Origin of the sequence: Agrobacterium sp. Azo12 (genome assembly GCF_029193765.2) — a bacterium.
In the GTDB taxonomy this organism is placed as follows: domain Bacteria; phylum Pseudomonadota; class Alphaproteobacteria; order Rhizobiales; family Rhizobiaceae; genus Agrobacterium.
In genome coordinates, this window is record NZ_JARFYO020000002.1 from 1,069,016 (window position 1) to 1,094,646 (window position 25,631).

The window sequence follows — 25,631 nt, forward strand, 5'->3', positions numbered from 1 at the left end:
ATTCCTTGAGAGCCTTGAACAAACATAAACTCACCACGTCGAATAACCCACCCGGACAAAATTGGTTGGTTGTGTCAACGGTGATGGCACCAAGGAAATCTGGAAACGCGATGAGATTAGGTTACGCGAGGGTATCGACCGTTGAACAAAATCTGGATTTGCAACTAAATGCCTTAGCCGCAGCCGGTTGTGAGATCATTTTTAAAGACCACGGAGTGTCAGGTAAAAGCACGAAAAGACCAGGTCTAGCCAAGGCATTACGCAGACTAAAAAAGGGGGACACTTTGGTAGTTTGGCGACTGGATCGGCTTGGGCGTTCGCTTATCCATCTCATCAAAATCATCACGAAGCTCCGCCAACGCGGCGTGGAATTTTTGTCGTTAAATGAATCGATCCATACAGGCAACTCGGCCGGAGCATTGATTTTTCATATTTTCGCTGCGCTTGCTGAATTTGAACGAGGTCTCATTTCGGAGCGATCCGCCGCTGGGATTGCTGCAGCACGGGCGAAAGGGCAACGCTTGGGACGACGCCCGAGCTTGGGACCTGAATTGCTTCACGAGATACGACGAGCCCACAATAACGATGGACTGTCGCTCCATGAAATAGCTACGCGGTATATGGTCCACCCCCGCACGATCCACCGTTATCTCACGAAGCATGAATTGATGCCCAATCAGGAATAACTACCGGAACAATTGTATAATGTTCTCGGATACGGCGTTCGCTATGCTCAGCGACTGGATTGTCAATTGTTGTTGTGTCTGAAGCGCCTTCAAGCGCGTCGACGCCTCATTCATGTCAGTGTCGACCAATCGGCCTATGCCCCGGTTGACGGAATCGATGACGCTCTGGTTATAGCTCTCCTGCATTGCTAATCTGGTTGTCAGAGCACCTAGAATTGCCGCGCCATCAACCGTCTTCGAAAGCATGGACTGGATGCCATCGATATACCTGTCGATGCTGTAACTGCCAGTGATATCGATATCCAACAATCCGAACTCCGGAACGTCTCCGACGTTATCAGTAACCCCGACTATGCCCAGAGACGTCTTTCTGCCCGCTTCCGGATTTACAGTCTCGATTAGATCGTAACGAATGAGACCTGATCCAAGGTTCTTAGCCTCAATTCCGAAACCCTGATCGGAAAATGCATAGTTGAGTACCTGAATGTAGTCACCAATAGACGTCACCTTGCCGTTCGTAGTTCCGAGGGCGGCCATCACCGTATCTTGCGTCAGTGTGAGCGTTTTACTGCCATGGTTCTCAATGACTGAGACGTACGCTTCGACTGTGGGCTTAAGCTCGAATGCATCATCCCATATGCTGTAGGAATACGCCCGGGTGCCGTAAATGATCGCTGGGCTATCTTGAAGCCCACCCGTCTTGCCTCCACCAAGCGTGGAGGTCACTACGCTCATTTGATAGGAAGCGCCCCGCCCCGACGTTTCAGTAGTTTCAATTGAGTATTTTGCGGGATTCGACACGTCTTGAAAGATTCGTACTGAACCACCGATCACCGACTGCAATACCTGTCGCCATTGGGCCCTGGTTGACACGACGCCATTCCAGCCTGAGTTGACCGTATCAATAGCACTGCGATCAATTGTGTATGTTTGCGTCGTCCCTGTCTGTGCGCCGGTGGTATTCGATGGATCATCAGCATCCAAGTTCAAGGTAAAGGAGATGGCAGTGCTATTATCTGGAAACGTCAACGGTCCATCGAAAATGTAATTTTCCCAAGCGGACTGTCCACTAGGATCGAAGGAATACATTGTGTTCCGGATGCCGCCAACTGTCCCAGGGCTACGGTAATCAGCTTGAAGCAGGCCGCCTCCCGTCGAGTTGAACAACGACAGGCGCGACAAATCTACGTCAGTAGTTTTCACAGCAATGGAACCGTTATTTGACCGAACAAAGGAACTGATCAGTTTATCTGTGGACTGCGCGACGTCAAAAATGTTCTCAAATGAGGTGTTCAGCCAATTTACGCCGCTGAAGCTCGCGGAATTTGCAACGCTCACGACTTGGTCTTTAAGTTGATCAAGTTCCGACTGAATTTTATTGCGGTCGGCGCTCTCTTCCTTTGCCGCAACCAATTTGGCTTGAAATTTTGTCAGAACTTCCACCGTTGAACTCATCGCCGCGTAAGCAGTGTCAACTTTCGCTGCTCCAAGTCCTATTGCATCCTGAACTGCGCTCATCGCCATTTCATCGGACCGAATCGTTGATGAAATTGACCAGTACGCTGCGTTGTCTGCGGCACCTGCAATTCGGAGTCCGGTCGATAAATCGCTCTCGGCTGCACCAAGTTGCCTGTTGATTGTTCGCAGAGTTTCGATAGCAGAAGTTGCAGCGCTATTGGTCAAAATACTGGTCATGAAAATCGCCGAATTATTGATTTGAATGGCTTCTTCATGAACCCAAAGCAGTCTCCTGCTACCCGGCAAAAATGCTCTACAAACAGTTAACGGTTGTACTGGTGTTGAAGGGGGAAACTACCTTCCGGGGCGTTTTTGGAATAAAGCTCAATTGATTGCATTATCAGTGCAACAATTACATAAAGTAGAACCCAAATATCTCCGGAGGCCTGCTTGAAACGGTTTGCTCACGTCTTTTTTTTCATAATCGCGTCCGTCTTAGCAGGTGGTCCGGGTATTGCCACTGCTGCCTCCATCGACATAAAAATGTTCGGACATCATGTCATCATTCAGCAACGAGATTTTGAGCAAGTCCTATCCATCGACGGCCGCGACGTATTGAAAGACTCCATACTCACCGTGGACGATGTTCGTATGATCTCGGGAATTCCAACGATCATCGGGTCGTCTTCACCAGGCGGAAACGCTTGTGACTCCTCCCCTTTTGTTGTGTCATTCCCAACCGACGGGAATCCTCGTGTCGATGGCCCGATAGAGAGTTGCTATCCGGTGAACGCAGACGTTCTACCTGACAAGATCGTATTCTCAACGAGAGCGCTGCCAACTTCTCCTGGTCAAACGTGGACGTGGACACCGAAAGATGGTCTTGCGAAATCCGCAGACCAACAGTTCGTTGCGGATTCATCAAAGGGTTGGTCTGCGCTCCGGGAAAAGACAGCTACGCATCCAAGCGACCTTTTGTCATATGGAGAGATTGCAGCACAGATCAACGGACTTCTGGCGACTGAAAAGGACTTCTATTCCGACATTATCCTCGGAGTCGGCTCTGGCTCGTTCGAAGGAGATTACTTCGTTGGTTCCGCATGCACACGCCACATGTGTAATGAACAGGAAGCTCTTCTGGTTGCTGGCATTCAAGAAAAGAAGGTGTTTCTTGCGTGGAAACCTTCGGGTGAAAAGATCGTGGTTCGTCCGCCTGTGAAGGAATGGCCGGACAAAGCGAAATTTGCACTGCGCGAATGGGCGGAGAAATGGAAATAGGTTTCCTTCGACCACCTATAATCGGCAAATAGAAGTTAGATTGCTAGTTGAACCGGATAGAAGGTAGACCGCGAGAGGTACGATGCCACTACGTTGTATAGGTGAAGATGGTGCTGACATTTTCGCCTTCGACCTCAACTCAATCGAATGGAAATCACTCGCGTCTCTTAACCGCAGAAGCAACCTACTGAGAATGCCGTGCTGTAATGCTGGTGTGACATTACGGAGATCAAAGCGAGGCATCCAACACTTCGTGCACAAAGTGATTGGTAACTGCACCTCCGCTCCGGAAACCGAGCACCATCTCCGTCTGAAGGAAATCGCAGTTGAAGTTGCACGCCGTTATGGGTGGACAGTGGAAACGGAGGTGAGAGGCGTCACTCCCGACGGAGAGGAATGGATCGCCGACGTACTAGCGCGCAAAAACAACGCCAAAGTCGCAATCGAAATTCAATGGTCACCGCAAACACCGGAAGAAACTTTACGCCGTCAAGAGCGCTATCGTAAGTCTGGCGTACGTTGCCTGTGGTTGTTCCGTCATGCAGGGTTTCCGATTGCAGCTGAGCTTCCCGCCGTGCAAGTTTCCGCAGTAGATGATGGATATGCCACGCGCCTCTCAGACATTAGTATGCCGTTGCAAACATTCCTTGATGCGGCGTTTGATGGGCGATTGAAGTTTGGACTGCCTTCAATTGGCAAAGCGGTTGTCCAGATTAAAGCGGGAGACATTGAATGTTGGAAGTCTCAATGTAAGGCGACAACCAAAATAATCACCGGAATTGACGTGATATTTGGGTCGCGAACATACTCTTGGATCGTGAAAACCCTTGATGGGGCACCTCCGTCAGTTCTCCACTCAGTCATCGAAAACCTGCCCAAGAACCTAAATATTGGGACGTTGAAGAAACGCTACAGCAATACCATTGGGGACAGGTATTTGAGCAATGGCTGCTATCGCTGCGACAGTCTAATCGGGCAGCATTTTGAGTCTGAGGTCTGGTATAGCGACGAAATTATAAGCTCGTTTCAAATTGATATAAGCGGCGACTGGAGGCGAATGATCGAGCAGGAATATGAGCCCGAATGGGCGGTATACCGTGTCAACGAGCTGTTATGTTGAGCAGTCGTCGCAATAGACAGTCCGCCTACACAAGCATTATTGAACGGGCTCACCTTCAAGTTTTATTTCCGATGGACCGACTGGGGATTTTGCCAGAACAGATCATTGTCATCGCCTAAAGAATTTCGCCCAAGCATTCCAGTTCAGCTAAAATCCTTAGCAATGAGAGTGCTCGCTTCCCAACTGGTGCTACACATTTAGTAACCGTCCGACCGATAACCTCCCCCGGACGCGCGACCTTTTAAGGTTGGCGACAGCGATGGCGTAAGTCATACTAAAAGAGGTCTAAAGGTCGCATCTGCGTCGGGCACGATCAGTAGTCGACGAATTGCCCGTAGTCCCAATGCATCGACGTCAACGTCGTAGGACCGTGCCTCCAAGGATATGTCCACGAGAGGAAGTCTCAACCCGGACACCCGTCTTATCAGCAATTGTTTTCGCAAGTAGCGGGTCATCGCTGATCAGCTCGATTTCCTGAAGGTCCTTCCAATTGTCGGTCGCGGGGAATTCCGATCCAGAATAAATGAGGAGATTTTTGATGAGCACACGTTCCATTTGCTTGCCACTTAAGGCCCGGCGAACGGCTTGACGAATTTGGAATTGCTTTGGAAGCTTTGCTAAGGGCTTCCCGACCAGCCGAGAAGAACGCTGAGCAAAAATGTGTGAGCGGTTCACGCGTTGTTGCGCAAGTGAAGTCTCTACTTTCGACGAATTGACCACAACAACTCTGCCTACGGTGCCACCTTTCCTCGCTTTCGTTTGACCGAGCGTCGCTGCAACGACCCTAGCCAACTGACCGAGAGCGGTGCCGTTGGCATCTATTATCACCCACCTCTGAGCGCTCTCATATGACGACTTACCGGGCTTTTTGGGCTGGCCAGAAGTCGCTTTGCCGCGATCCGAATTTTGGGAGCCATTTGGCCTCAATCGGACTACATCCGTCACGGATGTACGTGAGTGTGCGTGATCGTTCGACTTGGCAATCGGCGCTGAGGTTTCAAGCGCAACCTTGATTTCGTCGACATCAATTAGCGGCTCACCATCGTATTTTGTAGCAGCTTTAAGCTCGTTGCCCTTCACGTTTAGCAGCTTCAATGTCGCAGCCAAAGCAACGCTATTTGAGGGGTCGTGGAAGAGTACGTGCGTCCAAGCTCTTTCGCCTTCTGATACAAGGTCGCCTAGCAAGCCGAATTCTGGGTCAGTTGTGGAAGGAAGATATACGATCTGCTCGTCATCCTCAATTTTATGCAATTCGAGTGCCGTGAAGGTCTTCACGACATCTTCAATATTTCGATTGATGAATAAGAAAGTTTCTTGGAGCGCCACGACTGCTCTACCTTTCCTCACTGTAGTTCAGCTTATACACCTTAGCTTCCAAAGCTACAAACTCGTCATCGACTTTCCTTACACCGGGACGCTCTGGTTTAAACTCCCAATACACTGTGCCTCCGGGTGTCACCACGTCGGGCTTAACGTGCGTGGTGAACTCAACGCCTTCTTCATCAGCGCATGCCACCGCTACTGTTTGTCCAAAACAAAGTGGCAACAGGTAGGCCTTCGCCTTCGCGAATTTGCCGCCAATTACGATAGCTCGCCCCCATATCTCCTGTGATTCGATCTGCATTTTTGCGACTGTGTAGTCCTGTTTCCTTGTCTTTATTCGATGAAACGGACCGTAAACACCATCGTTGTGGGTGAGCTTCAATTTTCACTTCCTAAGAATAATATGCGGTCTTAACGCAAAAGCTAAATCTTGCGAGTTACCGCCGAAAATACAAGTTAAAATTGAGATCAATCATTTTTAGCACTACGCTCTTATGCTGTGTAAACGCTCAGCTATTTCTGTGAGTGGCGCTTGCTCTAACGTCGAGAAACCAACCATGCCCGTTAGGGGAGTTTATTACCGCCAAAACTTCTGCGAACTACATCGCAGACCAGACCAGACCAGACCAGACCAGACCAGACCAGACCAGACCAGCACATGAAAAGAATTACTAACTCTCCCCATATCTGAACGTCACAACTAAAGTTTCTTGCTGGAATTGACCGACCTGGAATGGTCAAAACTATTGTCCGGCAGCCACCCCGTTTTGCGTTATAGTTGTGTTTTCGCCTCGCCGAATCCTGATTTCGATGCGCCTACGTGTCTCGACGTTCCCTGCTTGGCCGGTGCTAATTTCGTCACCAGGCAATACCAACTGCGCTGCGGAAAGAGGTAGGATTTTGACGTTCGCAAGATCAGGGTTTTTGCGCAAGATGTTCGTAACGGAAATCGCTCTCGCTAACCCAAGACCTGCGTTGTCAGCCGGGGCCAGCTGCTTAACTGAAGCCTTCGAAGACAACACATCGAGCGAGATGTTGTCCATGTTGGACTCTCCACGACCTAATGGTTGCTCATCAGTGTGCCCAATCACTTCTACGATATCTACGCCGTACCGTTCCAGACTATCTGCAATCTGGGCAGCAACCGGACCATTAAGATTGCTGGTAAAGGTATCAGTCAACTCTGCACTACCTGACCTGAAGTAATAACCGCTGGCTTCGCTTAGACTGATGATTGGAGGCCACTCGTGCGGCTTCGATGCGCCGCTCTCAATGAGTTTCTTCTCGGCCTCCGCAAGCCGGGCAGCGAGGTCGGTCGTCGAAGCCTCAGAAGCCTTTAATTTTTCCTCCAAACGAGCCAAAAGCTCAAGGGATTTACCTGCATCCGCCAAGGCAGTCAGCTTTTCCTCAAGTTCAACTGGTTTTGTTGGATCAAGCCCAAACTTTTTCAGTATTTCTATACTGGAGACAACTTCTTCAATTTGCGTGGATTCGATTCCGGTATCAGTCAGTTGTTTGACAGCCGTCCTCGCCTCAACGAGTTCACGCCAATCTTCATCCAATTTTCGTTTATCGACCAGTGACAACTGACTTGAAAGCGCCTCAAGCTTCGCCTTGAACACCTCCTCCTGAACAATCTTCTCGGTTAGCTGTGCCTGCAACCTTTTTGCTTCTTCAACGGCAGTGGTGGCTTTAAGACGTTCATTCGAAATGATAGCCCCGGCGACAAGGAGCAAGCAAAACACGAGCAGCAACATGGATTCGGCCATCGTGAATCCAAGGATGAGCCCTCGATTGTAGCCTTTGTGCTCTAACTTCGTCGCCGTTTCTTGATTGGTCATCTAAACCAACCCTTCTTAACCTTTTCGGTCTCGGCAGCTGTTGGCGCGGGTATCGGGATGCTTTCAATATTGATGCCGCTAGTAATACCGTTGGAACGTGCGCTTCCTTGGTCATCAGGCGCTTCTGTCAAAGCGTCGGAGCCTTTGACTGTCGCCAGTACATTCTCAAGCAAGGCGGATTGTCGCGTAGAGGCCGCTCCCAAATTCGTTACACTCGCTGAAATCGTTGCAATTGATGCCGATTGGTTAGCGAGCGAAGTCAGGAACTCCGACAATTTTGACGTAGCTTCCACTTGCGCCTTGGACCCATCCTGCGAAATTGTGTTGTAATTCTTTATATCCGAAACGAGAGCCGTTGATGCGTCTGCGACGGACTGAGTATTTGCAGAAATGGTTTCCCACCGCTCCAGCATCGATTTGATTGCTTCTGTTGAACCAATTGCCGAGGCGTTCACGCTCTCCAGTTTTGCGCCCAAAGCTGTAAGGGTGGCATTCGTTTGTTTGAACGGGGTGATCGCAGTGAGGACCTTCTTCGTCACGTCGCGGTTTGCAGCAGCGGTTTCGTTAGCGACCTTGCTCTGCTCCTCGATGATGGATCGCAGCGACGTTACAACGGGAGCGACCTGTTCAGTGAACAACTCATTCGGCGACTTTGAGGTTTTCAGGCGTTCAACAACATCATCGACGGCTTGGCCAAGTTTTGTCGTTCCTTCATGTACCGTCGCAACAGAAGCGTTGAGCTTCTCACTCATCTCTGAAACCGACTTTGCATTCAGGGCGGCAAACTCAATGATCTGCTGATGTGTTGTATTCAAAGTTGCAGTCAGCTTGTCAGCGGCTTCTTGAATGGTTTTGGTTGCTTGTAGCGACATGGATTCGATAGACGCGCGCACGGCATCGCCACTCTTTTCAGCCTGCTTCGCGATTTCGTCGAAACCTTCAAGCAGCATCTGCTGACTTGTTCTTCGATAGGTCGAAAACTCCATTGCAGAAGTGTCGAGTTCCGTACGAACGCGCCTCGTCATTTCGGCCAGATCGTGCCGGACAGCTCGTTCAATATCGACTGGATCACGACGCATCTGATTGAAGAGAATGCGAAGCGAAATACCCGCAATAGTCGATGAGATTGCAACACCAAAATTGCGCACAACGTCCTCAATAGAGGCTTCACCAGTGAACTGGTAAAGAGATACGCCAAGGCTGGTCAGGGTGAACAAAAAACCCATGTAGTAGAGGTTATCGCCTGCTTGTTCATTGTGGAGGGTAAGTCCAGCTGCGAAGAATGAAATCAAAAAATAGGTAGCCATCATCGCAAGCGGGATAAGCGTGATCGTTACGGTATCAACTCCGTACAGCTTTCCAAACCAGATGATCACAGCACCGATTAAGGTCATGAGGGCAAACAGAATGATTGGCCCGTTTTTACGAACAAAATTTCGCGTACTCATTTACTTCGTTCCCACCAGGCGTTTGTAACCGCCCCATTCGCCGCCGTTTGACCGAACCCATTGCAGCCAGAACTCTGGCAGCCGTGCCAATTCCAGCGGACTTTCACGATCAAACGCGAGGACATCAAACGTGATTCCGTCCAATGGCGTTCTAAACCGCTCTTTAGCGTCACTTTTTTCAAAGGCGGCGTAATCGACACCGCTTTTGTAGATTGAGAACGAAGCCGTATGTTCGATCATATCGGAAGCAACGATCAATGTTTTTGGCTTATTCTCATTTCGGAGATCGGAAAAACTTTCGATTACAATTCGCTGCACGCCCGCCATAATAGGAGATTGCTTGCCCTCTGCGGCCGCGCCCATTTGGTCTTCAATCTCTTTGAGAGGTCTATTGAACGCTTTATCCCACCGCTCTTGAATGCGCTTGGGATTAGAGGTCAGTTGATCGGCACTTGCGCCGTCGCCCGGGTTGCAGCCTCTATAAGTTCGTTTGAGTGTACCTAACTCGTCAGAGAGTGAGTAAACCTCGACGAGACCACCTTTTTCCACTGTGGACACAATGCGCTGGAAATTCCGCTGTAAGTCCACCTTCGTGATATCGGAGATTGGATCAGTAACATCCAATAGGACTGCCGTGACTGAAGTTGGACCATCTGCCACGGAACAAAGATCAGCGTCTAAGGCTCCCGTCCCGGATTTGCTCCATAGATACAGCAATCCACCACCAGCACCCAATATGCACACGATGAGTGAAACAGCGCCAATCACAGCACCTGCTGAAGGTCCATTTCTTCTTGATCTACGCCTTGCCATTGTTAGCCTCCGGGAAGAGGTCATCCAACTGACGGTAAGCTGATACAGCGGCCTCGAATTCATTACCGATCTGTTTCATCTGCTCCGCGAGTTCCGCCTCTGCATGCTTGATACGGTCAGCCAGTTCTTGGTCGGTCCATTCATTTGCTGAGGAGATCACCGCTTTACGGCGCTCAAGCTTGAATTGGCTTGAGAAGTATTTGGGTTCGGGTTTCGTGCGAGCTTGCCGATTGGCTTCCCGATAAGTCGCGATGAGGGTCCGAGCCACTTCTTCAAGACGATCCTGCTGTTCGTTGAACAGTCGGATGATCCTGGCTCGGTTCTCTATAATTGATGCACTCTCTCGACGCCGAATTGAGAGGTCACGGATGATCATTTCCACTTTATCGTTATGGTCATCACGGATAAGTTTCAGCTCTCCGATCAAGTCTTCTTTCTGAAAGGCATAGTTCTCTTCGGCATCTACGTACCGTTGATAGACACCGCCATATCCGGGGTAGATATCGCGAATGCTGAGGACATCCAACATCGCAATTACGGAGAACATGAAGCCCGCGCCGAACAGCATCCAGGAATCAATTTCTTGGAAGTTGAAAGTCGCAGTTTTTAGACGATCCATGACAAGCGCGCTTATCTGAACTTCATCACCTGTCGAAGCCTCTCGATAATGAGCCATCGCCAGATTGATGCCTATAGCCAAGGCCAACCAGAGAAGAACTCCCAAAAAGCCCCATAATTTACGGAAGAATGACCTGTGAACGATGTTTGGGATCATCGTCCAGGCAATCACTACCGTTCCCAAGACATTGGTGATAGCAAATCCCATCGCGATAGCGATACCACCGATCACACCCTCATCGCTGCCTTTGGCCAGATAGAGACCATTCACAACGGTCTCAAAAATCAAGAGCGCAACGATAACAAGCCATTTCACGATTGTCGCGAACTGCGATTTGGTCTGCGCAACCCGGCGAAGCCCGTTCCGGTCCTTGAAGTGAACCAACTCCTCGTCAGCTTCACGAAGCTTTTTACGAAATCCGAAAAGCACGTCGGTACCGCCAGCGACGTCAGCTTTGAAATCTGTCAACGAGGAAACATTTGCCTGGCGGATGCGCCCGAAATGCCCATCGAAGTCAAGATTCCGCATGCGTGAGCTATAGGTATGAAGTTGGTCTTCAAGTATCTGATAGGATGCGTCACGTTCCGCTTCCACGCGCGCAACGATGCTCTGTTCAGCCTCGTTGCGAGATTTAGCAGATGGCACAGGCATGTTCTCCACGCCATTCTCAGTGCCTTTTCGCAAGATATCGAGTGTTTTCTCCACCTTCTCGGCGTCAAGCGGAGGAAATGGATCGGTCGTGATGCGAAAGTCGTGATTTGAATCACGTACACTGTCCATCAGGCGATTTAGTGCTTCGAAGCGTTTTGCCATCTATTTCACGATTGTCTTTGTTGAAATGTTGGGTTGAGCAAAAAAGGGTAGCGTTACTGGCTCCCCCACAGGGGAGCACGCCACCCAGCGGCTATAGCTTCCGCTTCAGAGCAGAACCATTTTTCGCCTTTGGAGGTGTCAATTCTGGTTTTGTTGTAATCTTTGGACCACGGGACGTGATAAATCCGCTCATTCTTCCGGTTGATGTTACCCTTTATCGGGCAATCTCCATTGTCTCCGCTCGTTACAGAGACATTCCATTTCTGAGCACGAAAATCCCAAGCAGTTTCCGTATTGAACTGCCAGATTCCGACGCCATGCTGGCGCGCCGCATCCTCATGTTCAACATAGTCGATGGAGTATTTGCGGAATGCCCAAGCAAGGCCGACATTGACCATATGCGCGTTGATTTCTTGATCACCAGCCCAACAGACAGCAAGCACGCGCCCGTAGACATCTTGACCCCGATCTTCACATCTCACCGTTTGTCCGGCGATAAGGTCTTGCAGTTCTTCCGTCGACTTTTGACCGCAAGCCCACATTTTACCTTTTGGCAAATTGCACAATTGGCTTGCCTCAGGTGCATCGATCCCGTGCAACCTATAGGTAATCCCGTCGATCTTTAGAGTGTCACCGTCCACAACGCGGGTATTAACATCCGCATGCGTCGCACTGGCGAACGCCAACGTGAATAATATGTACAAAATTCGCAAAACCAACCCCTTAGCCCTGTAGCGGACGCTAATTCAACCAGAGGGGGATAGCAACAACAGTATGACTATTACTTGTGCAAATGGTAAAGAACCGAACGTGACGATTACCTACTGTCGTCGGTAGGCATCGATCATTGCACTGGTCACATCTTGCGAAAAACAAATCGGCGAATACCCGCCAGGCTTAGAGTACGCACTTCTTTTTCCGCACCGTCTGCCGCCACGATCTGTGTTGTAAGGACAGGCACAAGAACTCGGATAACTGGCCAAGGACTCCGCAATGATCCGTTGCACGATCACTGAGTCCGGTATTTTTGGCGCTATCTTCGGGAGTTCTTTGGACTTAGAAACCTCCTGCCGGGGTTTCTCTTCAGGAGCCTCGTACTTCTCCACCAGGAATCGTGAGGCTATCCATCCTTCGCGTTGGGAGAGCTTATCGCGGACGCGGGACCAATCCTTGGATCGCTTAATAAGGAGAACTTCTCGCCCATTATCTAAACGGTCAATGATCCCGTCGGATGTGGAGGGTCCTTTGCGGAAAGCGACGCGTGAGCCGATAATAAACCGCAACTCAAACGCTTCAGCTTGTGTTGGAATCTCGTCCGTCCCCTGAGGAGCGTTGGTCTTGACGGGGGGAGTTTGTTGCGGGGTGTAGTGGCTCTGCTGGGACGTACTTTGAGAAGTCGCAACGGAATGAGCGACGTCCTTGTCGGATTTTGTGCCAGTGTTGTTGATGATGGCGTACAGGAAAATTCCTGCAAGCGCCCAGTACCGCTTTTTCATCCCCACGTTCCCCCAATAGAACATTGGCGCAAACGCTCATTGAAAACAAGCGTAGGCTGTACTCCAATCGTAATTACCACCGCCTATTCTGGTTCCGGCTCTTCGCTTTCAATGTGTCGATGTGACGGTCTGGTCACGAGGCATCGGAGTCGAAGTTGTTTCCGTATGACGTGCTGTACACAATGATCTTTAGTGCACTTCAGTTACTGGTGTCGCATCAAGTCACGTGGGAGAGGCCTTCTCCATCTCTTCGAATTGACCGTCTTCAAGGAAGAATATGCCGTCTTTGTCTTCACTGGTCATACTACTTTCTGGTGCAACATCGCTGATATGAAGAAGCACCTGATAGAGCGTGTTATCGCGTGGTCCATCGTGCCTATAATCATCCCAATGGAAGCCATCTTCACCGATCAGATACAAAGCGGTATTGACAGTTGTTGGCATAGCAACACCGACTGTAACCAACTTTCCATCGACATATATCTTGGCGAAACCCTGATCTAGAGCGAACACATTTCCGTTCTCGATGAACTTGGAATGGTCGTCATCATCTGGCGGCTCAACGGCAAGAAGTACCTTTGCATTCTTGAGATCAAATTCGGATGAAACGTCGTCTGCATCCATTCCAATTGGTTCAAGATATGGCACTGGCAATTCCTTTTAATCGACAAGTTTCAGGTACGGCAGAAAGTGACCTTCGTAGGTACTGACTACGGTGTTTTCAAACCACGATATTTCGATGTTTTGTTCTTCATCTAGCGTGGCACCGGAAGTCAGCACCTGAAGGATTTCCGTAAGATGATTCACCCAAAGCGAAGGCGGACTACTCTTGCCGAACAACGCTTGCACTTCGATATTTAGATGGAGGAAATCTATGTAGGTCGCCTCCCTATGCAACACCCCAATATCCAAGTCCGCGTATTTTCGCAGTTTGCTATAGAACGCGACTCTCTTATCGTACAAAGCCACCTGTAGGTTCTTATTGTGTGCTTCAACTGCAAGATCGGCTTGCTGCTTCATAATTGAAGTCTGTTGTTCCACGAACTCTTTATGGGCCTTTGTGGCATCGGCTTGCTCTTGCATCACCTTGCGATTGTCAGCCAATTCCTGACGTGTAAGAGCCAATTCTTTGCCCTGAATGAGCACCGTTATGATCAACCAAAAGAATGCAAGCGGTGCGAATAATCCTGCAAGAAAGTCACCGAGTTCATTCAGGTTGTTTTGCTCAACCCACTTGCCGGTAATCTGCTGATTGTATGCCTCATATCCAACAAAGCCCACGTACAGAACTGTCACCAACACCGCCGCATTCATCAAAGTGAATATCTTCTTCACGGCTTGATCGATCCTTTACCGCATACGTGCCACTTCATTTGATACATCGCTTGCTCTTCCTTGCCGTAGCACATCCCTTCTCTCCCAAGCAGCGTCGCGACTTCTTCCCGGCTGTTACAAGCGTACTCGGCTATGGGGCTGTCACTTGCGTGCCCACGGCAGATATCGTCGTAGGCTATATACTGACCAAGCAACCGCTCAACGTGTGGTTCAAAGGCCATTCCTGGTGAAGTCATCAGAGGAATAATGATGGCTGTGGCGTATAGAGGCTTCATATTTAAGTGCACCATTTAGTTGCATGTGTGTACCGAACGAAAACAGAAGCATTTAATAAATATTTATTAACCCATCTGCGATGGAGCAGTTATAGTTTTCGACCATATTCCCGCTTCCTGATCATCTGCAGCTGCTCGCCAATAGACCTTGTGTTTTAGAACCTGCAACCAACGCGGGCCGAGCTGGCGACATTTTGGAACTGCACAACCAGATTATACGAGGGGCAATCTGCTTGAGCGGCACCAGCATAGACACGGGAACGCCGCCTGAGATCGCTTTCAGGCCTTTAGCAGGCCTGAAATAAGGATTTTGAACAATATTTCTTTTGCTGCTGTCTGACGTTGTCCAAAGGACGTAACTACACCAATTCTAGCAGCCTTTTCACGACATCCTGTATTTCTGAGCGTGTTTCACCACCGATCTGAAACTCCGAGCGCACAATGATTTTCTCCGCCGTCATGTGTGGCCAAAAACGTTCAATTACGTCGTCTGGCTTCATAGCTACAGCGTTGCCGATGATTTTTTTGGCGTCGCAGGTGGCAGTGTAAGCCACCTGCACACCGGTCAATTCGTTGATTAGATCGGGGCACAAATAATTCTCAATCTCGCGTTTTTGCGTGGAATAGAAGGGCCTCCCAAGCGCCTCAACCTCGCGTTGTCGCTTCTGAATTGACTTAGATTGGCTAATGTCACCACCAATGTCTGAATCAAGAAAAACGCACCACGGCAGGCCAAGGTCATTGGCTAGGTTAAGGGTAACCCAATGCTTAACGCTCCCGCAGCCACCGACAAGGATCGGAACAACCCCGACGTCTTCTAGGCTTGACGCAACGTAACCGCCGTCCTTTAGAGTTTTGGCCGCGTGCCTCAAAAAGATCACATCGGACTTACCTTCAACCAAGACCACAGCTTTCGCTCTCTCCATCCCAGTTTCTGGCAGCACCCCCAGGCTCTCGGCAGCCTCCCTCAGCACGTCATTGTCAGGAAGTTTAACAACAGGCATTCCTGCGTCATCCTTGGTGACAAACCGGATTCCCTCGACCGGCATCAAACCGGCGAGCGCCGGAACATGTGTGGTGACGATAATCTGCCGGTTTGGCTGGTCAGCAAGCGCAAGAAGAGCCTTCATCAACATAATCTGATAATTGGGATGCTGAGATGTCTCTGGTTCTTCAATGGCGTAGATCACATTGCGTTTGGTGCCAGTCACCACCCTCTCCGCTTCGGCTCGAAAGAAATTCAGCAGGATCAAACGTCGCACGCCACTTCCGCGCTTATTTATTGGGATGCCATTCTCGCCATCCAACGTGAAACTAAATGCCCACTTAGGCTTTTCTTTAAAGCGTGGGACCAGTTCGCTAGCCAACTCAGGTGCCATTTCCCGCAGTTTGTCGAGTGTGCGTCCTGCAACATCAAGGACGCTCTTCTCAATCTCCTGCTCAAGGGCGCTGATACGATTCTGCAATGCGGCCTGTGCGTCCCGTACCGCTTGTTGCAGCGGGTTCTTCGCCTCATTATCCCCGTCATTACTCTCGCGATCTGATTTGAACAGGGCAAACGTTGGAAGCTGATCCTGGATTTTTCCCCATATTGATTTGCTTTCAGAGGAGAGCCCTTTGTCGATATCGAGCATTGTCTCCTGTAGTGCAATATCACCGGCCGCCGCCCGTATAGCGGCGCGCCATTGAGACGCTACACGTTTGTCTTGAACTTCAGCAGCAACGCCTCTATCGTCGCCCAGCTTCTTCAAATCGGCCATCTTTAATGAGAGTAATCCGCTCAGAGCATGATCTGCAGGGTGCATGCATCTAATTGCAGTTTTCTCTAGCTTGCCCGTCGTTGCCTTGAAGGTCTTTGATACTTCAAGATTTCCTAATCCATTTGTTAGAAATTCGCTGCCAAGCGTCGTTTCAACATTTTCATCTAGAACGAGCGTGTGGGGTAGGTCGTCAAATTCGCAAGCGATTTCAAAACTTTCAAGTCCCTCCGCAAAACTCAAGCAATTGACGTCAGATTTATCTGGCTTAGCCCCATCAGTTTCAAAAAAAATAGCCAACGCCTCAAGAATTGTGGATTTTCCGTAGTCATTCCGACCAACAATGCCCGTCATGGCCTCCTCAATAGGAATTACCACCGTCTCTCGATATCCTCGAAAATGTGACAGTTTAACACTCTTCAATCGCATTACAGCCTCCCCCAATTTAGAATTGAATAATACAACCATTGCGCTTGATTCGAAAGACGAATTGTGACTTTTAGTAGTTTATCTAAAACGACAACTCTGTTGAGGCGTGTACTATTATATGTCGATGCGCAAACACCAAGACTTTAAAGAATTAGTTCTGCAACTGCTTATTAAAATGGGTTACGACGTTACTCGTGAACAGGAGATGCTTGGGGAGCTGACTGGTCCGCAGCCTGATATCAGTGCATCGAACATAGAGACGACACTGTACGCCGAAGTGAAGTGGGCTTCGTCCCCAAACATACCGCTGAAGCTGATTAGAGACTGGGCTGCCCAAACTGCAAGGTTTTCGAGAAGCGGAAAGCGTGCAGTTTTGATCTCATCTGGCCGCATTGCGCCATCGAGGAAAAAATGGGCTGAACGTGAATTTAAAATTGAAATTTGGGATCGAGAGTACCTGTTAGAAAAAAGCTCGGACCACCAGCTTTCGGACGAATTTCTAACCTTTTTTGATGAAGTAACAAATCTCAAATTGCCCGAAAGCTTACCGGCAACGGACGCTTCTGACACTCAGTTAAGCGATCAAATTCCAGAAGATGCGCCGGATTTTCCAAAGGGTCAGCAGTTGGCCGACCAGCTATCCGGGATCAACACTGGTAACGCAAATTCCGCCGATTTTGAGAGGATTTGTGAAGAGATACTCGATTATCTATTCGGTGACTCATTAACCGATGCGAGAAGGCAGTCGCGTCTCGACGATGGACTAAGTATCCTCGATATCGTTTACCGCGTAAAAACACAAACTCCCTTTTGGGCCGCACTAGCACGCGATTTCCGAGCCCGCGTTATTGTGTTTGAATGCAAGAATTACCAAGGTCCAGTTGGTCCAATGCAGGTATTCACCACAGAGCGCTACATGAGCGCCGTGGCATTGAGGTCGGTATGCTTTGTTCTCAGCCGAACCCCTGCACATCCTCACGCGAAGGTCGCCGCGCAAGGCGCTATGCGCGAAACAGGGAAATTAATCATTTTCCTTGATGACGAAATACTGAAAACAATGCTGAGCATTCGCGATGCGCAAGTTACTAGTGCCGGTTCCGAATGGAGCGGCAACGGGCCTTCCGAAATCCTCGATCAGGAAATTTATGACTTCCTTGCCACGATGCCCCGATAGTCCCTCCACGTCTCCTGAAGATGCAGCTATGGCCGCCAAAGAAGTCGACGATCCTTCATCAGCAATCTGACGATGCTGCAGACATAGAGCACTCTGTACTTACTGACGTAATGGAAACGATGGTAGTCGCGATCCTGCTGGTCACTTGCGAGCCCTTCGCGCACCTTTAAGAGACATCACGGGATACTGGATATCGATGTCTTGCCACTTGCCAACTACAGGACAATCAAATTTTACCTCCTTCACAGGAGCGGATCAATTTGCAAAGCGATTAGATCATCAAAACCTATATAGCTCGATAGCTTGGTATCCAAAGAATTGGAAAAGTTGGAAGCTCGAACTTTTAATTGGGCGACAAGACGATGATACTATTGAGTTCTACATGCAAAATTGCAGCACCAAAAACTGTGCGAACGTTCGGATCATATGTGGCCACTTAGACGAGTTGCAAGCGGCCTTAGATGAATTCTTTACTGACCAAAATGACTCTTCCAGAGTAAATCTCAACATCCTGAATGTAGACCGGCAGCCAAACCCCGTCTTGCCAAGTGCACTGACCTCTGAAATCCAGGGGTTGTTGTGAAAGAATTTGCCAATGGCGAGATATTGCGAGCACGCCATTTGGGGCAGTTGTGAACCCTAAGAAAGCTCTACCCTTTCCTCAGCAATGTCCTGTTTCCTGAGCTGCGTCATTTTATAATGCACTACCTAGTTCCATCGCTTCCTAATTGCGGCAGTATTTACTGGTTTTAGAAGGTCAATGACTATCTGTCCGCAAATAGCTGTCATTCTCATGAATGTTTATATTTTTCTCATCAAGGTTGTGCTTCGATAACGCAAAGTTGGCCGTGCTGCGTTCACATTTATTGTGGACTGCTATGCAAACCTTTGGCACGTTGCTGGCAATCAAGCTTGTATGAAGACATCAAAATGCTGACAGACGTAGAACAAATGGCGCAAGACCTGGCAAACGGGGAGAGTCGCCGGGTCGAATTCAAACGTTGGATGGATATTACGAAGGGCCCCGGGCAGCAAAAGATCGCTCGCAGCATCTCGGCTCTGTCGAATTCGGGTGGTGGTCGACTATATTTCGGCATAGATGATGGCGGGATTGCACTGGCACCATCTTCTGAATTTGCGCTGGAGATGTTCTCACAGGAAACGGTTCACATCCTTTTGCGCCGCTATGTCGGCGAGCTTGAGTGTCAAGTGAGAATGACAGATTTCCAAGGCGCGGTATATCCTGTTGTGCACATTCCCCGCCATGGTGACATTCCATGGATAGCCCCTGATCAACACGGCAATACTGGCGGCATCTATATTCGTAGCATCAAACCTGAAACCGTGACCCCATCCACTCCAGAGCAATGGGCGGAACTGCTAGAAAGCCTGATGCAAGTGCGCGAGCAGAAGGCCGTGCGGTCCTTGGAGGATGGTATCGTCGCAAGAACGCAGGAAATGGCGGGTCTGGTTGCAGAGCAACTCAGAGGACTGCTGGCAGCAGCAGATGCTCCCCCCAAACCCGATTGGCGTTCCATCGAAGCACTCGCTGAAGCGACCAGAGAGTCATTTATTGAGCAGATACGGAAGGTCAGTGCGGCACGGAATTTCCGCAAGATGGATTACAAAGGAGACATGGCAGCGTATGAGCGGGAAACGCAATTCATCAACAGCATGGCGAAAAATAATACCTTGGACGGCTACGCCCTACTGACTGCGAGTGACGAGTTGGTTTCGGTAGACGAACTTCAGAAAAAGCTCCGAAAGACGAGTAACACGATGCGAGAAGTTTCGTACGATGGTTGGGCAGACTTCTTAACACTGGGCGATCCTTCGGTGTCGCCTAGAGCCTGTTTTTGGAACATTGACAATCGTAAGCTCACCGGCATCGAGGGCATACGTCATGAGCAGCGGAATGTCTTTTCGCATTGCCTCGACTATTGGAGGGCCTACTCCAATGGTGTTTTCGTCACCTGCAAAAGCTTTGACGAGGACGTGCCTGGCAATGATGCAAAACCTAAACGTTACCTTGCAACAAGCATGTTCGTATTGAGAATGCATTCTATTCTTGCACACGCGGGTCTCATCAGCCGCCAAGTGTCAAACGTCGAGCGAATCGCCATATTCTCGGAACCCGTTGGTGTGGAAGGAAGGAAGCTTATAAGCGGCGAGTCTTACGACCGGCGAGTGCTTGGGCATGGTGTGACAAGTGACCGGTATCCTTCCCGAAAAATAATTTCTGCATCTGACTTGAAGAACAATTATATGGAAACACTGGCGAACGTTCTAAATGGCTTCATGGAGCCATACCTTCACCAACAATTTCAAGGCTTTATGACAAAGGAAGCTCTCGAAGGGGAGTTCAAGAGGTTGAATGAGCGTCTGGTCACCATCAGGCCTCTCCCACCGCCAACCATGGCGTAATCGCATAGCACCAGTGTCGAAAGCAGTGGAGAAAAGTGCGAGCAAATTGCCGTCATGAGCCAGCGCGAGCAAGGGACAAGTGTCGCTGGGCCGTGCAGCGTGTGCTTAAAGACACGACAACAATTTGCCGACGCTTCCAAAATTCGGGTGGATAAGCGTCGGTATGGAAATCACACGAGAAATATAACGACGGAGGACGTTGACCCCAAATTCAAACATTTCTCATTTGGCTCTGTAGTGCCACCACCGAGTAGGCTCTAGAAGGACTGTGCTAACCTCCAATTGAGAGTTCGACTAAACATTTGAACAATTCCTCATAAAATCCTACGTGAGCGCTTTCATCGTCAGGGAAAGCTGTGGGATCGTGATACACCATGCTTGCATTAACACCCGAACCTCGAACATCAATTCGTTCAAAATATTCCCGCATCCGCTTTTTCCGGTTTCTGTAACGAAGGTCTGTGTACCCCATCGTCTCCACCACAACCGTAGGAATCTTTTTTTCACCTAGGAGTTCGACAAGGAAATCCGGAATGCAGACCGGCTCATACTCAGATGGATCGCGATAATTACAATCGAACAGCGGCTTGGTGATTTTTACGCTTATATTCTTATTTTTCGACAGACCAAAGCGACAACGTTGGGCCCTGTTTACCGTCTCGCGTTCGAGCTTACTGTCTACCAGGGTCCACTTTGACCAATTCAGGCACGGATGGACATACGCCCGCAGGACCTCTGGATAAGACGATGTATAATCGTCCTTTGCAACAAGGCAAATAGCTAAATATGGCGCGCGATCTTTTGCATTCCGCTCGCCGAAAACAGCGATTCGTCCCAAGACTGGCAACGGATCAAGCTCAACGCTATCAAACATCAGCTCTTTGTCACCAGCTTCCGCAATATTACAAATAAGAATTCCATGGGGTCTCATGCCTGCCCAATTTTCAGGTTGCTCTGCAGCAATTCGCCTCTTTAGACCGGGTAAACCATCGAGACCAACCGCAATCCAGTCGCAAAGATACCGGTTTTCAGCGATCTCAAAGTTGGCGGCAGCCAGCATAATATCATTAATCATCGTGTCATATCGGGCTTTCCCAGGAAAGTGATCCTGGGGATTGATCTCTTGAACACCCGCGTCGGTCAGCAGCTCGCAAAGCAACCGTGCAAGACCGGGTCGATAAGTCGATCTATTAATTTTATTGCTGGGTGGGGGAAGGTCATCCTGCTTCTTCTCAGTAAATCCCGTTGCGAGCCTAAACTTCAAAATTCCTTCTGAACGAGTCTTGCGTTGGAATGACGCACGCACGCGCTTCGCAGGAACTGCGTCTTGGTTAAATTCGCATTCTGTCGAATGTTGAGTATGTTTTGAGTTTAGGTTTCGCCGAAAACCTTTTTTTGCAACTGGCCAAAGTCGCGGACTAATTGCTTTGGAAGGCTGGCAATCACAACCTACCCATAGTTTATTGCCACTGTATTTATTAATTAAATCGATAGCCGCAGGCTTAAGCTCAGCAGCGGCGTAATAGCCAAGGCCTTCCCGGAAGATTTCCTCGTCCTCCCCGCTCATGGGTACATGTCTGGTAACTGGGTGGCGATGGATTACGGTTAGAACCAAAATGCGTGTCCCTTGCAAAAAACACTCTGATATTAACCACACAAGTATTCGGGAACGATTTCTGTGAACTTTATCCAATCAGTCGAATTTGAGCCATCTGGTTTTTATCTGTATGAAACGCCGAACGGCGGGAGTTGGAAATTCTCTATAAATTTCTTCTACGACGCATTCCGCTTCCGCTTTCCAGAACTTTGGATTGAGCGCCTCGGTTGTAAAAAAGGGATTATCGTTTTCCAAGATGTGACATCAACAGAAAGCGTAATAAAGCGCTTTTGCGACCTCCAGAACGAAGAAGAAAATGGTGGGTTACTTTCCGAATTCTCTTCATGCCTCGGCCGGGGCCTAATCGAAAACCTGATTGCTATTCACCAAAACGAATGGGAAAAATCCGAAAGCAACCACAAGGCGCTATGATCACCGCCTGAATGGCAATGACTGAGGAAGATGTTGGTTGGGTCGTCTCGTCTGAAGCCCAGAGTTCAGCCCGTTTCATTTACTGGCTATAAAACGTATAAACTTCGTCAGCATCATACTGAAACGACAGTACCGCTCGATGGCTAGATGAATTGATAGCGCAACTTATGGAAAGCTATTTTACAGCATACCTAGAAAAATGCCTCGCACCGTTGAATTTCACTGAGAACTGACCGGGTATTTCCAACGAGATTTGATCCGCCTTGTAGATAGGTTTCGCGCTGGTGATTTAGTCAAGTCGGCTTTGCTCCTTCGTATCTTTCGGTTCGTGGTCCGAGCTGTTGTGAAGCGGAAGCTGTCGTTTCCGGTTTCGAGGATGTGGCAATGAGAGTGAACCGTTCGCCAAATGGTGGTTACAACGGCACTTAAAAAGAAGGCTATCCCGACGACCTTCTGTGCGTACTTTGGAGTATCACCGAGCAACCCAATCTTGATGAGATGAAGGTGCTAACTGGTTCGAAGAAAGTGCGAGTTCGGTCACTTCGTCATAGACCTTATGCGAAAATATTATCTTTGTAATACAGGAAGGCCAATTTACTGACGAAAATTCCTCGCGCCCGTCGGACCCCTGATCCATTTCGGCCTATCAACGCCGTATAGGGTCTGGGATCATTTATTCATTTTCCCCAGATCGAGACCTCGTATACATAAAGCATCAGGATTTCAGCGAGCTGGAATAGTGTAGGTCTAGAAAGCCTCTTTTACTTCGCCTCATATCTTACCGCTCTTTGAAACCTTAATTGGCCGCTGTCGGTCACCAGCACCGTGAACCACAATGGCCTTCCACATGACATCAACTCTCGCCAAAGCATACTCAGCGTCGAGCTTGGACTGTGACATGAGTGGCTCCGTAGTGTAGATCAGCGCGAAGAAATGCGTCCATCGTGCATCGCCCGAATAGCCCTTCATGTCAGAATAAATTCCATCCAGTTCTTGCTTCAACTCCTGTGAGTTATGCGCATATTTAACCTCAACAACTGCCTTAAGCGACGGGATGGCTAAGTCTGCCTTATACGTCTTATGCACGTGCGGTATTGCGACTTCGCGCATTACATCCGGGAATAGATGACTAAGGAATGCCAGCAACGTAGCCCTTATGTCTTTCTCGGAATGGGGGTCATTTCCGTAGTCTTTTACAATATATGGAGTGTTTTGAAGAATCCGTTCCAGAATAGATAGTTCGGTTGTATTGCTATCCAATCCCACTACCATCTCGGTGAAAGACGAAAACGCGCTTTCAAGATACAGAAGCGCCGGGCTCTCAAGTTGCTCCGGGAAGTATTTGTTGGGCATCACGTCTGACAGATTATCGAACTCATCGAACCCATCGTTAAAGCGATCCAGATATTTTAGACAACCGTTCTTTTCTATCAGAAGCTGCAGTTGAACATACGCTTTTTCAATAAGGTATTTAAGGTACTCAGTTTCCTGTTCCTGTTCCTCGCTGCAAATCAAGTTGCCATTAGCATCTTCACCAGGATATTGTACAAGTTCGCATCGAGATACCTGTTTGCGACATGCTGCCAGAGAGCTATTGACGATTTCCCATGGTCCAGAATGCTTTTCACTATTACGTTTTTTGGGGGACATTAAAACACCTCACAGAGCTTCCGGTAAGTCAATAATTGATGTTTGGTATATAGCTGCATTGCAATCAATAATTGGTGAACTGGCCGTTACACCCGGCATGATTAAGCAGCGAATATTCAGTGTAAACCGACTCAAATTTGACTTCGGCGCGCTCTTTCGCAATAGTCGTGTGAATACATGCTCCCCACCCAAGTTGTGCCTCTGACCGTGCTATGGTGATACGTTAACCATATTCCTAACACTTTGAAATCCCCGGTAGACTCCCGGTACCACCTCTGACTATCTTCCGTCCCAGTTTAAAACGCGGAGCCCCACGATGATACGCATTCTAGGAAAGACCTTCCTCAGCTCCATCTGAAGTAAGGACACATGTCCTGACCTCCGGATGGGCTGCCACCCTTGTGCGCCCTCGGAGGTTTCTGTGCGCCCATCCCAAACTGAATCTCATCACCTGTTGATGCGTTTTGCCATTTTGAACCAATTGCGTTCTGCTCACGGAGCGGACGTCAGTTCGGGCGTTCAGGTGTCAAGGAACATCGCACTGGACGCGGACGTAATCGCAGATGCGAGTGCGGCCCAATGGTAAACACTGCCCTCACTTCCGTTCCATCGCCGATGTATGAAATTCAATTGTGCTCCACCTCCGTCGTGAAGCGCATTCGCGCCGTCATGGCGTTCTCCGTCCTCTCAATATCTCGCTGCCTCCTACGTCACTGCATCTGATTTCAGAGCTGTATTCGTAATTTAAAGCAATGAGTTAGCGGCGCGCTTTAAGGCGTCGAGAGAGGGTGTACCATGCCAGCAAAACGGGTACTTCGGTATGTTACGGAAGTTGAACACGGCATCGATAACTACGTCGATGACTTGCCGTACACAAATGACAACACCAAAGGCGGGATTGAATTTATTCCCGCAGGCCAGCTTATTCTGGTGTCGACGGTTGACGACAATGGTGTGATTGAAGACATCGAACTCTGGGCCCCACCGGGAGCGTCGACCGCGACAAGGCTGCCCCCTGCCCGCACCAAGGGGCACAGTCGTGGTTATCTCGTCGATACCAGAACCAACCGTGCTGTAAGTTTTGCCAGCACGTACGAATTGACCTGCGCGTTGATGCTGCTTACGAATTCTTCAGTCGTCGATATCGAGGATCAACCTCCAGCCCTTCATTATATCGCAGCTGATGGGACCGAGCACAAACACACGTTCGATTATCGTGCGACCTTGCATAATGGAGTGCGGATTGCATTCGCGGTTAAGCCAAGGGACCAGGTGGAGTCTTCGGGCATCGAAGATGTTATCCAGCGGATCAAACCAAACCTTCGTGGATTTGCTGACGCCGCAGTCCTTATCACGGATCGGACTCTTACCCGGGACCGAGCATGGAACGCAAAGTGGACCCTGCGTGCATTGAAAATCCGGGATGAAGCTGACTGCGAAAAATTGCGCACCCTCGTTTCTGACATCAATGGAATTGTCAGTGCCTACGAGCTTGCCCGTAAATTCGAGCGGTTTGCTGACGGGCTGAATGCAATCTGGTGCCTCGTCTATGATGGTGTCCTTGAGTTGGCCGAACCTGGTAAAAAGTTGGTCGACGCACCGTGGGTGAAAATCCGTCACGGCAGGAACTGACGCCATGAAACCTGCCAACACCTTGACCTCA

General features: G+C 49.3%; 21 protein-coding genes. 7 read left to right on the plus strand and 14 right to left on the minus strand.

The genetic code is table 11. The features are described 5' to 3' along the window. Nucleotides 1-14 precede the first annotated feature (14 nt). Nucleotides 15-686, plus strand: a complete 672-nt coding sequence (locus PYL13_RS21265; protein ID WP_368077695.1) for a recombinase family protein — start codon at nt 15-17, stop codon at nt 684-686. Here the strand turns inward: PYL13_RS21265 and PYL13_RS21270 are convergent, their stop codons facing one another. Next, nucleotides 687-2,381, minus strand: coding sequence for a flagellin N-terminal helical domain-containing protein (locus PYL13_RS21270; RefSeq protein ID WP_275642249.1), 1,695 nt, complete (start codon nt 2,379-2,381; stop codon nt 687-689). Between the two features lie 213 nt (nt 2,382-2,594). On the opposite strand from PYL13_RS21270, the gene PYL13_RS21275 reads away from it, so the two are divergent. Then, nucleotides 2,595-3,422, plus strand: a complete 828-nt coding sequence (locus tag PYL13_RS21275; RefSeq protein WP_275642250.1) for a hypothetical protein — start codon at nt 2,595-2,597, stop codon at nt 3,420-3,422. Between the two features lie 253 nt (nt 3,423-3,675). Next, a complete protein-coding gene (locus PYL13_RS21280; RefSeq protein WP_441296682.1) occupies nt 3,676-4,542 on the plus strand; it encodes a competence protein CoiA family protein in 867 nt (288 codons plus the stop codon). Between the two features lie 354 nt (nt 4,543-4,896). On the opposite strand, the gene PYL13_RS21285 is transcribed toward PYL13_RS21280, so the two are convergent. From PYL13_RS21285 to PYL13_RS21335, 11 genes are all read right to left on the minus strand, one after another. Next, nucleotides 4,897-5,868 carry an uL13 family ribosomal protein gene (locus tag PYL13_RS21285; protein WP_275642251.1) on the minus strand — a complete coding sequence of 324 codons (972 nt, stop codon included), beginning with the start codon at nt 5,866-5,868 and terminating at the stop codon, nt 4,897-4,899. Nucleotides 5,869-5,875: 7 nt separating this feature from the next. Further along, nucleotides 5,876-6,247 carry a hypothetical protein gene (locus PYL13_RS21290; RefSeq protein WP_275642252.1) on the minus strand — a complete coding sequence of 124 codons (372 nt, stop codon included), beginning with the start codon at nt 6,245-6,247 and terminating at the stop codon, nt 5,876-5,878. Nucleotides 6,248-6,608: 361 nt separating this feature from the next. After that, on the minus strand, nt 6,609-7,706 hold the full coding sequence (locus PYL13_RS21295) for a hypothetical protein (protein WP_275642253.1): 1,098 nt from the start codon (nt 7,704-7,706) through the stop codon (nt 6,609-6,611). Beyond that, nucleotides 7,703-9,154 carry a methyl-accepting chemotaxis protein gene (locus PYL13_RS21300; protein WP_275642254.1) on the minus strand — a complete coding sequence of 484 codons (1,452 nt, stop codon included), beginning with the start codon at nt 9,152-9,154 and terminating at the stop codon, nt 7,703-7,705. Before PYL13_RS21300 ends, PYL13_RS21295 begins: the two co-directional genes overlap by 4 nt. Continuing rightward, nucleotides 9,155-9,967 (minus strand): hypothetical protein, encoded by an 813-nt coding sequence (locus PYL13_RS21305; protein WP_275642255.1) that lies wholly within the window; start codon nt 9,965-9,967, stop codon nt 9,155-9,157. Then, nucleotides 9,954-11,399, minus strand: a complete 1,446-nt coding sequence (locus tag PYL13_RS21310; RefSeq protein ID WP_275642256.1) for a hypothetical protein — start codon at nt 11,397-11,399, stop codon at nt 9,954-9,956. Before PYL13_RS21310 ends, PYL13_RS21305 begins: the two co-directional genes overlap by 14 nt. Nucleotides 11,400-11,452: 53 nt before the next feature. Beyond that, complete coding sequence (locus PYL13_RS21315) at nt 11,453-12,112, minus strand: thermonuclease family protein (RefSeq protein ID WP_275642257.1); 660 nt, start codon at nt 12,110-12,112, stop codon at nt 11,453-11,455. Between the two features lie 108 nt (nt 12,113-12,220). After that, the gene (locus PYL13_RS21320) at nt 12,221-12,895 is read right to left on the minus strand and encodes an SH3 domain-containing protein (protein WP_275642258.1); all 675 of its coding nucleotides are present in this window, start codon (nt 12,893-12,895) and stop codon (nt 12,221-12,223) included. A 222-nt stretch (nt 12,896-13,117) separates the two neighbouring features. Beyond that, nucleotides 13,118-13,543, minus strand: a complete 426-nt coding sequence (locus tag PYL13_RS21325) for a hypothetical protein (RefSeq protein ID WP_275642259.1) — start codon at nt 13,541-13,543, stop codon at nt 13,118-13,120. 12 nt (nt 13,544-13,555) lie between these two features. Further along, nucleotides 13,556-14,230 (minus strand): hypothetical protein, encoded by a 675-nt coding sequence (locus tag PYL13_RS21330; RefSeq protein ID WP_275642260.1) that lies wholly within the window; start codon nt 14,228-14,230, stop codon nt 13,556-13,558. A gap of 634 nt (nt 14,231-14,864) precedes the next feature. Continuing rightward, nucleotides 14,865-16,730: an AAA family ATPase gene (locus PYL13_RS21335; RefSeq protein WP_368077696.1), complete on the minus strand. Its 1,866-nt coding sequence runs from the start codon at nt 16,728-16,730 to the stop codon at nt 14,865-14,867. Nucleotides 16,731-16,809: 79 nt separating this feature from the next. Between PYL13_RS21335 and PYL13_RS21340 the strand changes: the two genes are divergently transcribed. Further along, nucleotides 16,810-17,865 carry a restriction endonuclease gene (locus PYL13_RS21340; RefSeq protein ID WP_275642263.1) on the plus strand — a complete coding sequence of 352 codons (1,056 nt, stop codon included), beginning with the start codon at nt 16,810-16,812 and terminating at the stop codon, nt 17,863-17,865. A 912-nt stretch (nt 17,866-18,777) separates the two neighbouring features. After that, on the plus strand, nt 18,778-20,289 hold the full coding sequence (locus PYL13_RS21345) for an AlbA family DNA-binding domain-containing protein (RefSeq protein ID WP_275642264.1): 1,512 nt from the start codon (nt 18,778-18,780) through the stop codon (nt 20,287-20,289). 271 nt (nt 20,290-20,560) lie between these two features. Here PYL13_RS21345 and PYL13_RS21350 read toward each other — a convergent pair whose 3' ends face one another. Beyond that, the gene (locus PYL13_RS21350) at nt 20,561-21,856 is read right to left on the minus strand and encodes a hypothetical protein (protein WP_275642265.1); all 1,296 of its coding nucleotides are present in this window, start codon (nt 21,854-21,856) and stop codon (nt 20,561-20,563) included. 111 nt (nt 21,857-21,967) lie between these two features. Here PYL13_RS21350 and PYL13_RS21355 point away from each other — a divergent pair, with 111 nt between their 5' ends. Then, on the plus strand, nt 21,968-22,318 hold the full coding sequence (locus tag PYL13_RS21355; protein ID WP_275642266.1) for a hypothetical protein: 351 nt from the start codon (nt 21,968-21,970) through the stop codon (nt 22,316-22,318). 771 nt (nt 22,319-23,089) lie between these two features. Here PYL13_RS21355 and PYL13_RS21360 read toward each other — a convergent pair. Further along, nucleotides 23,090-23,968, minus strand: a complete 879-nt coding sequence (locus PYL13_RS21360) for a hypothetical protein (RefSeq protein ID WP_275642267.1) — start codon at nt 23,966-23,968, stop codon at nt 23,090-23,092. A 795-nt stretch (nt 23,969-24,763) separates the two neighbouring features. Between PYL13_RS21360 and PYL13_RS21365 the strand changes: the two genes are divergently transcribed. After that, a complete protein-coding gene (locus PYL13_RS21365; RefSeq protein ID WP_275642268.1) occupies nt 24,764-25,600 on the plus strand; it encodes a hypothetical protein in 837 nt (278 codons plus the stop codon). The last annotated feature ends 31 nt before the right edge of the window (nt 25,601-25,631 follow it).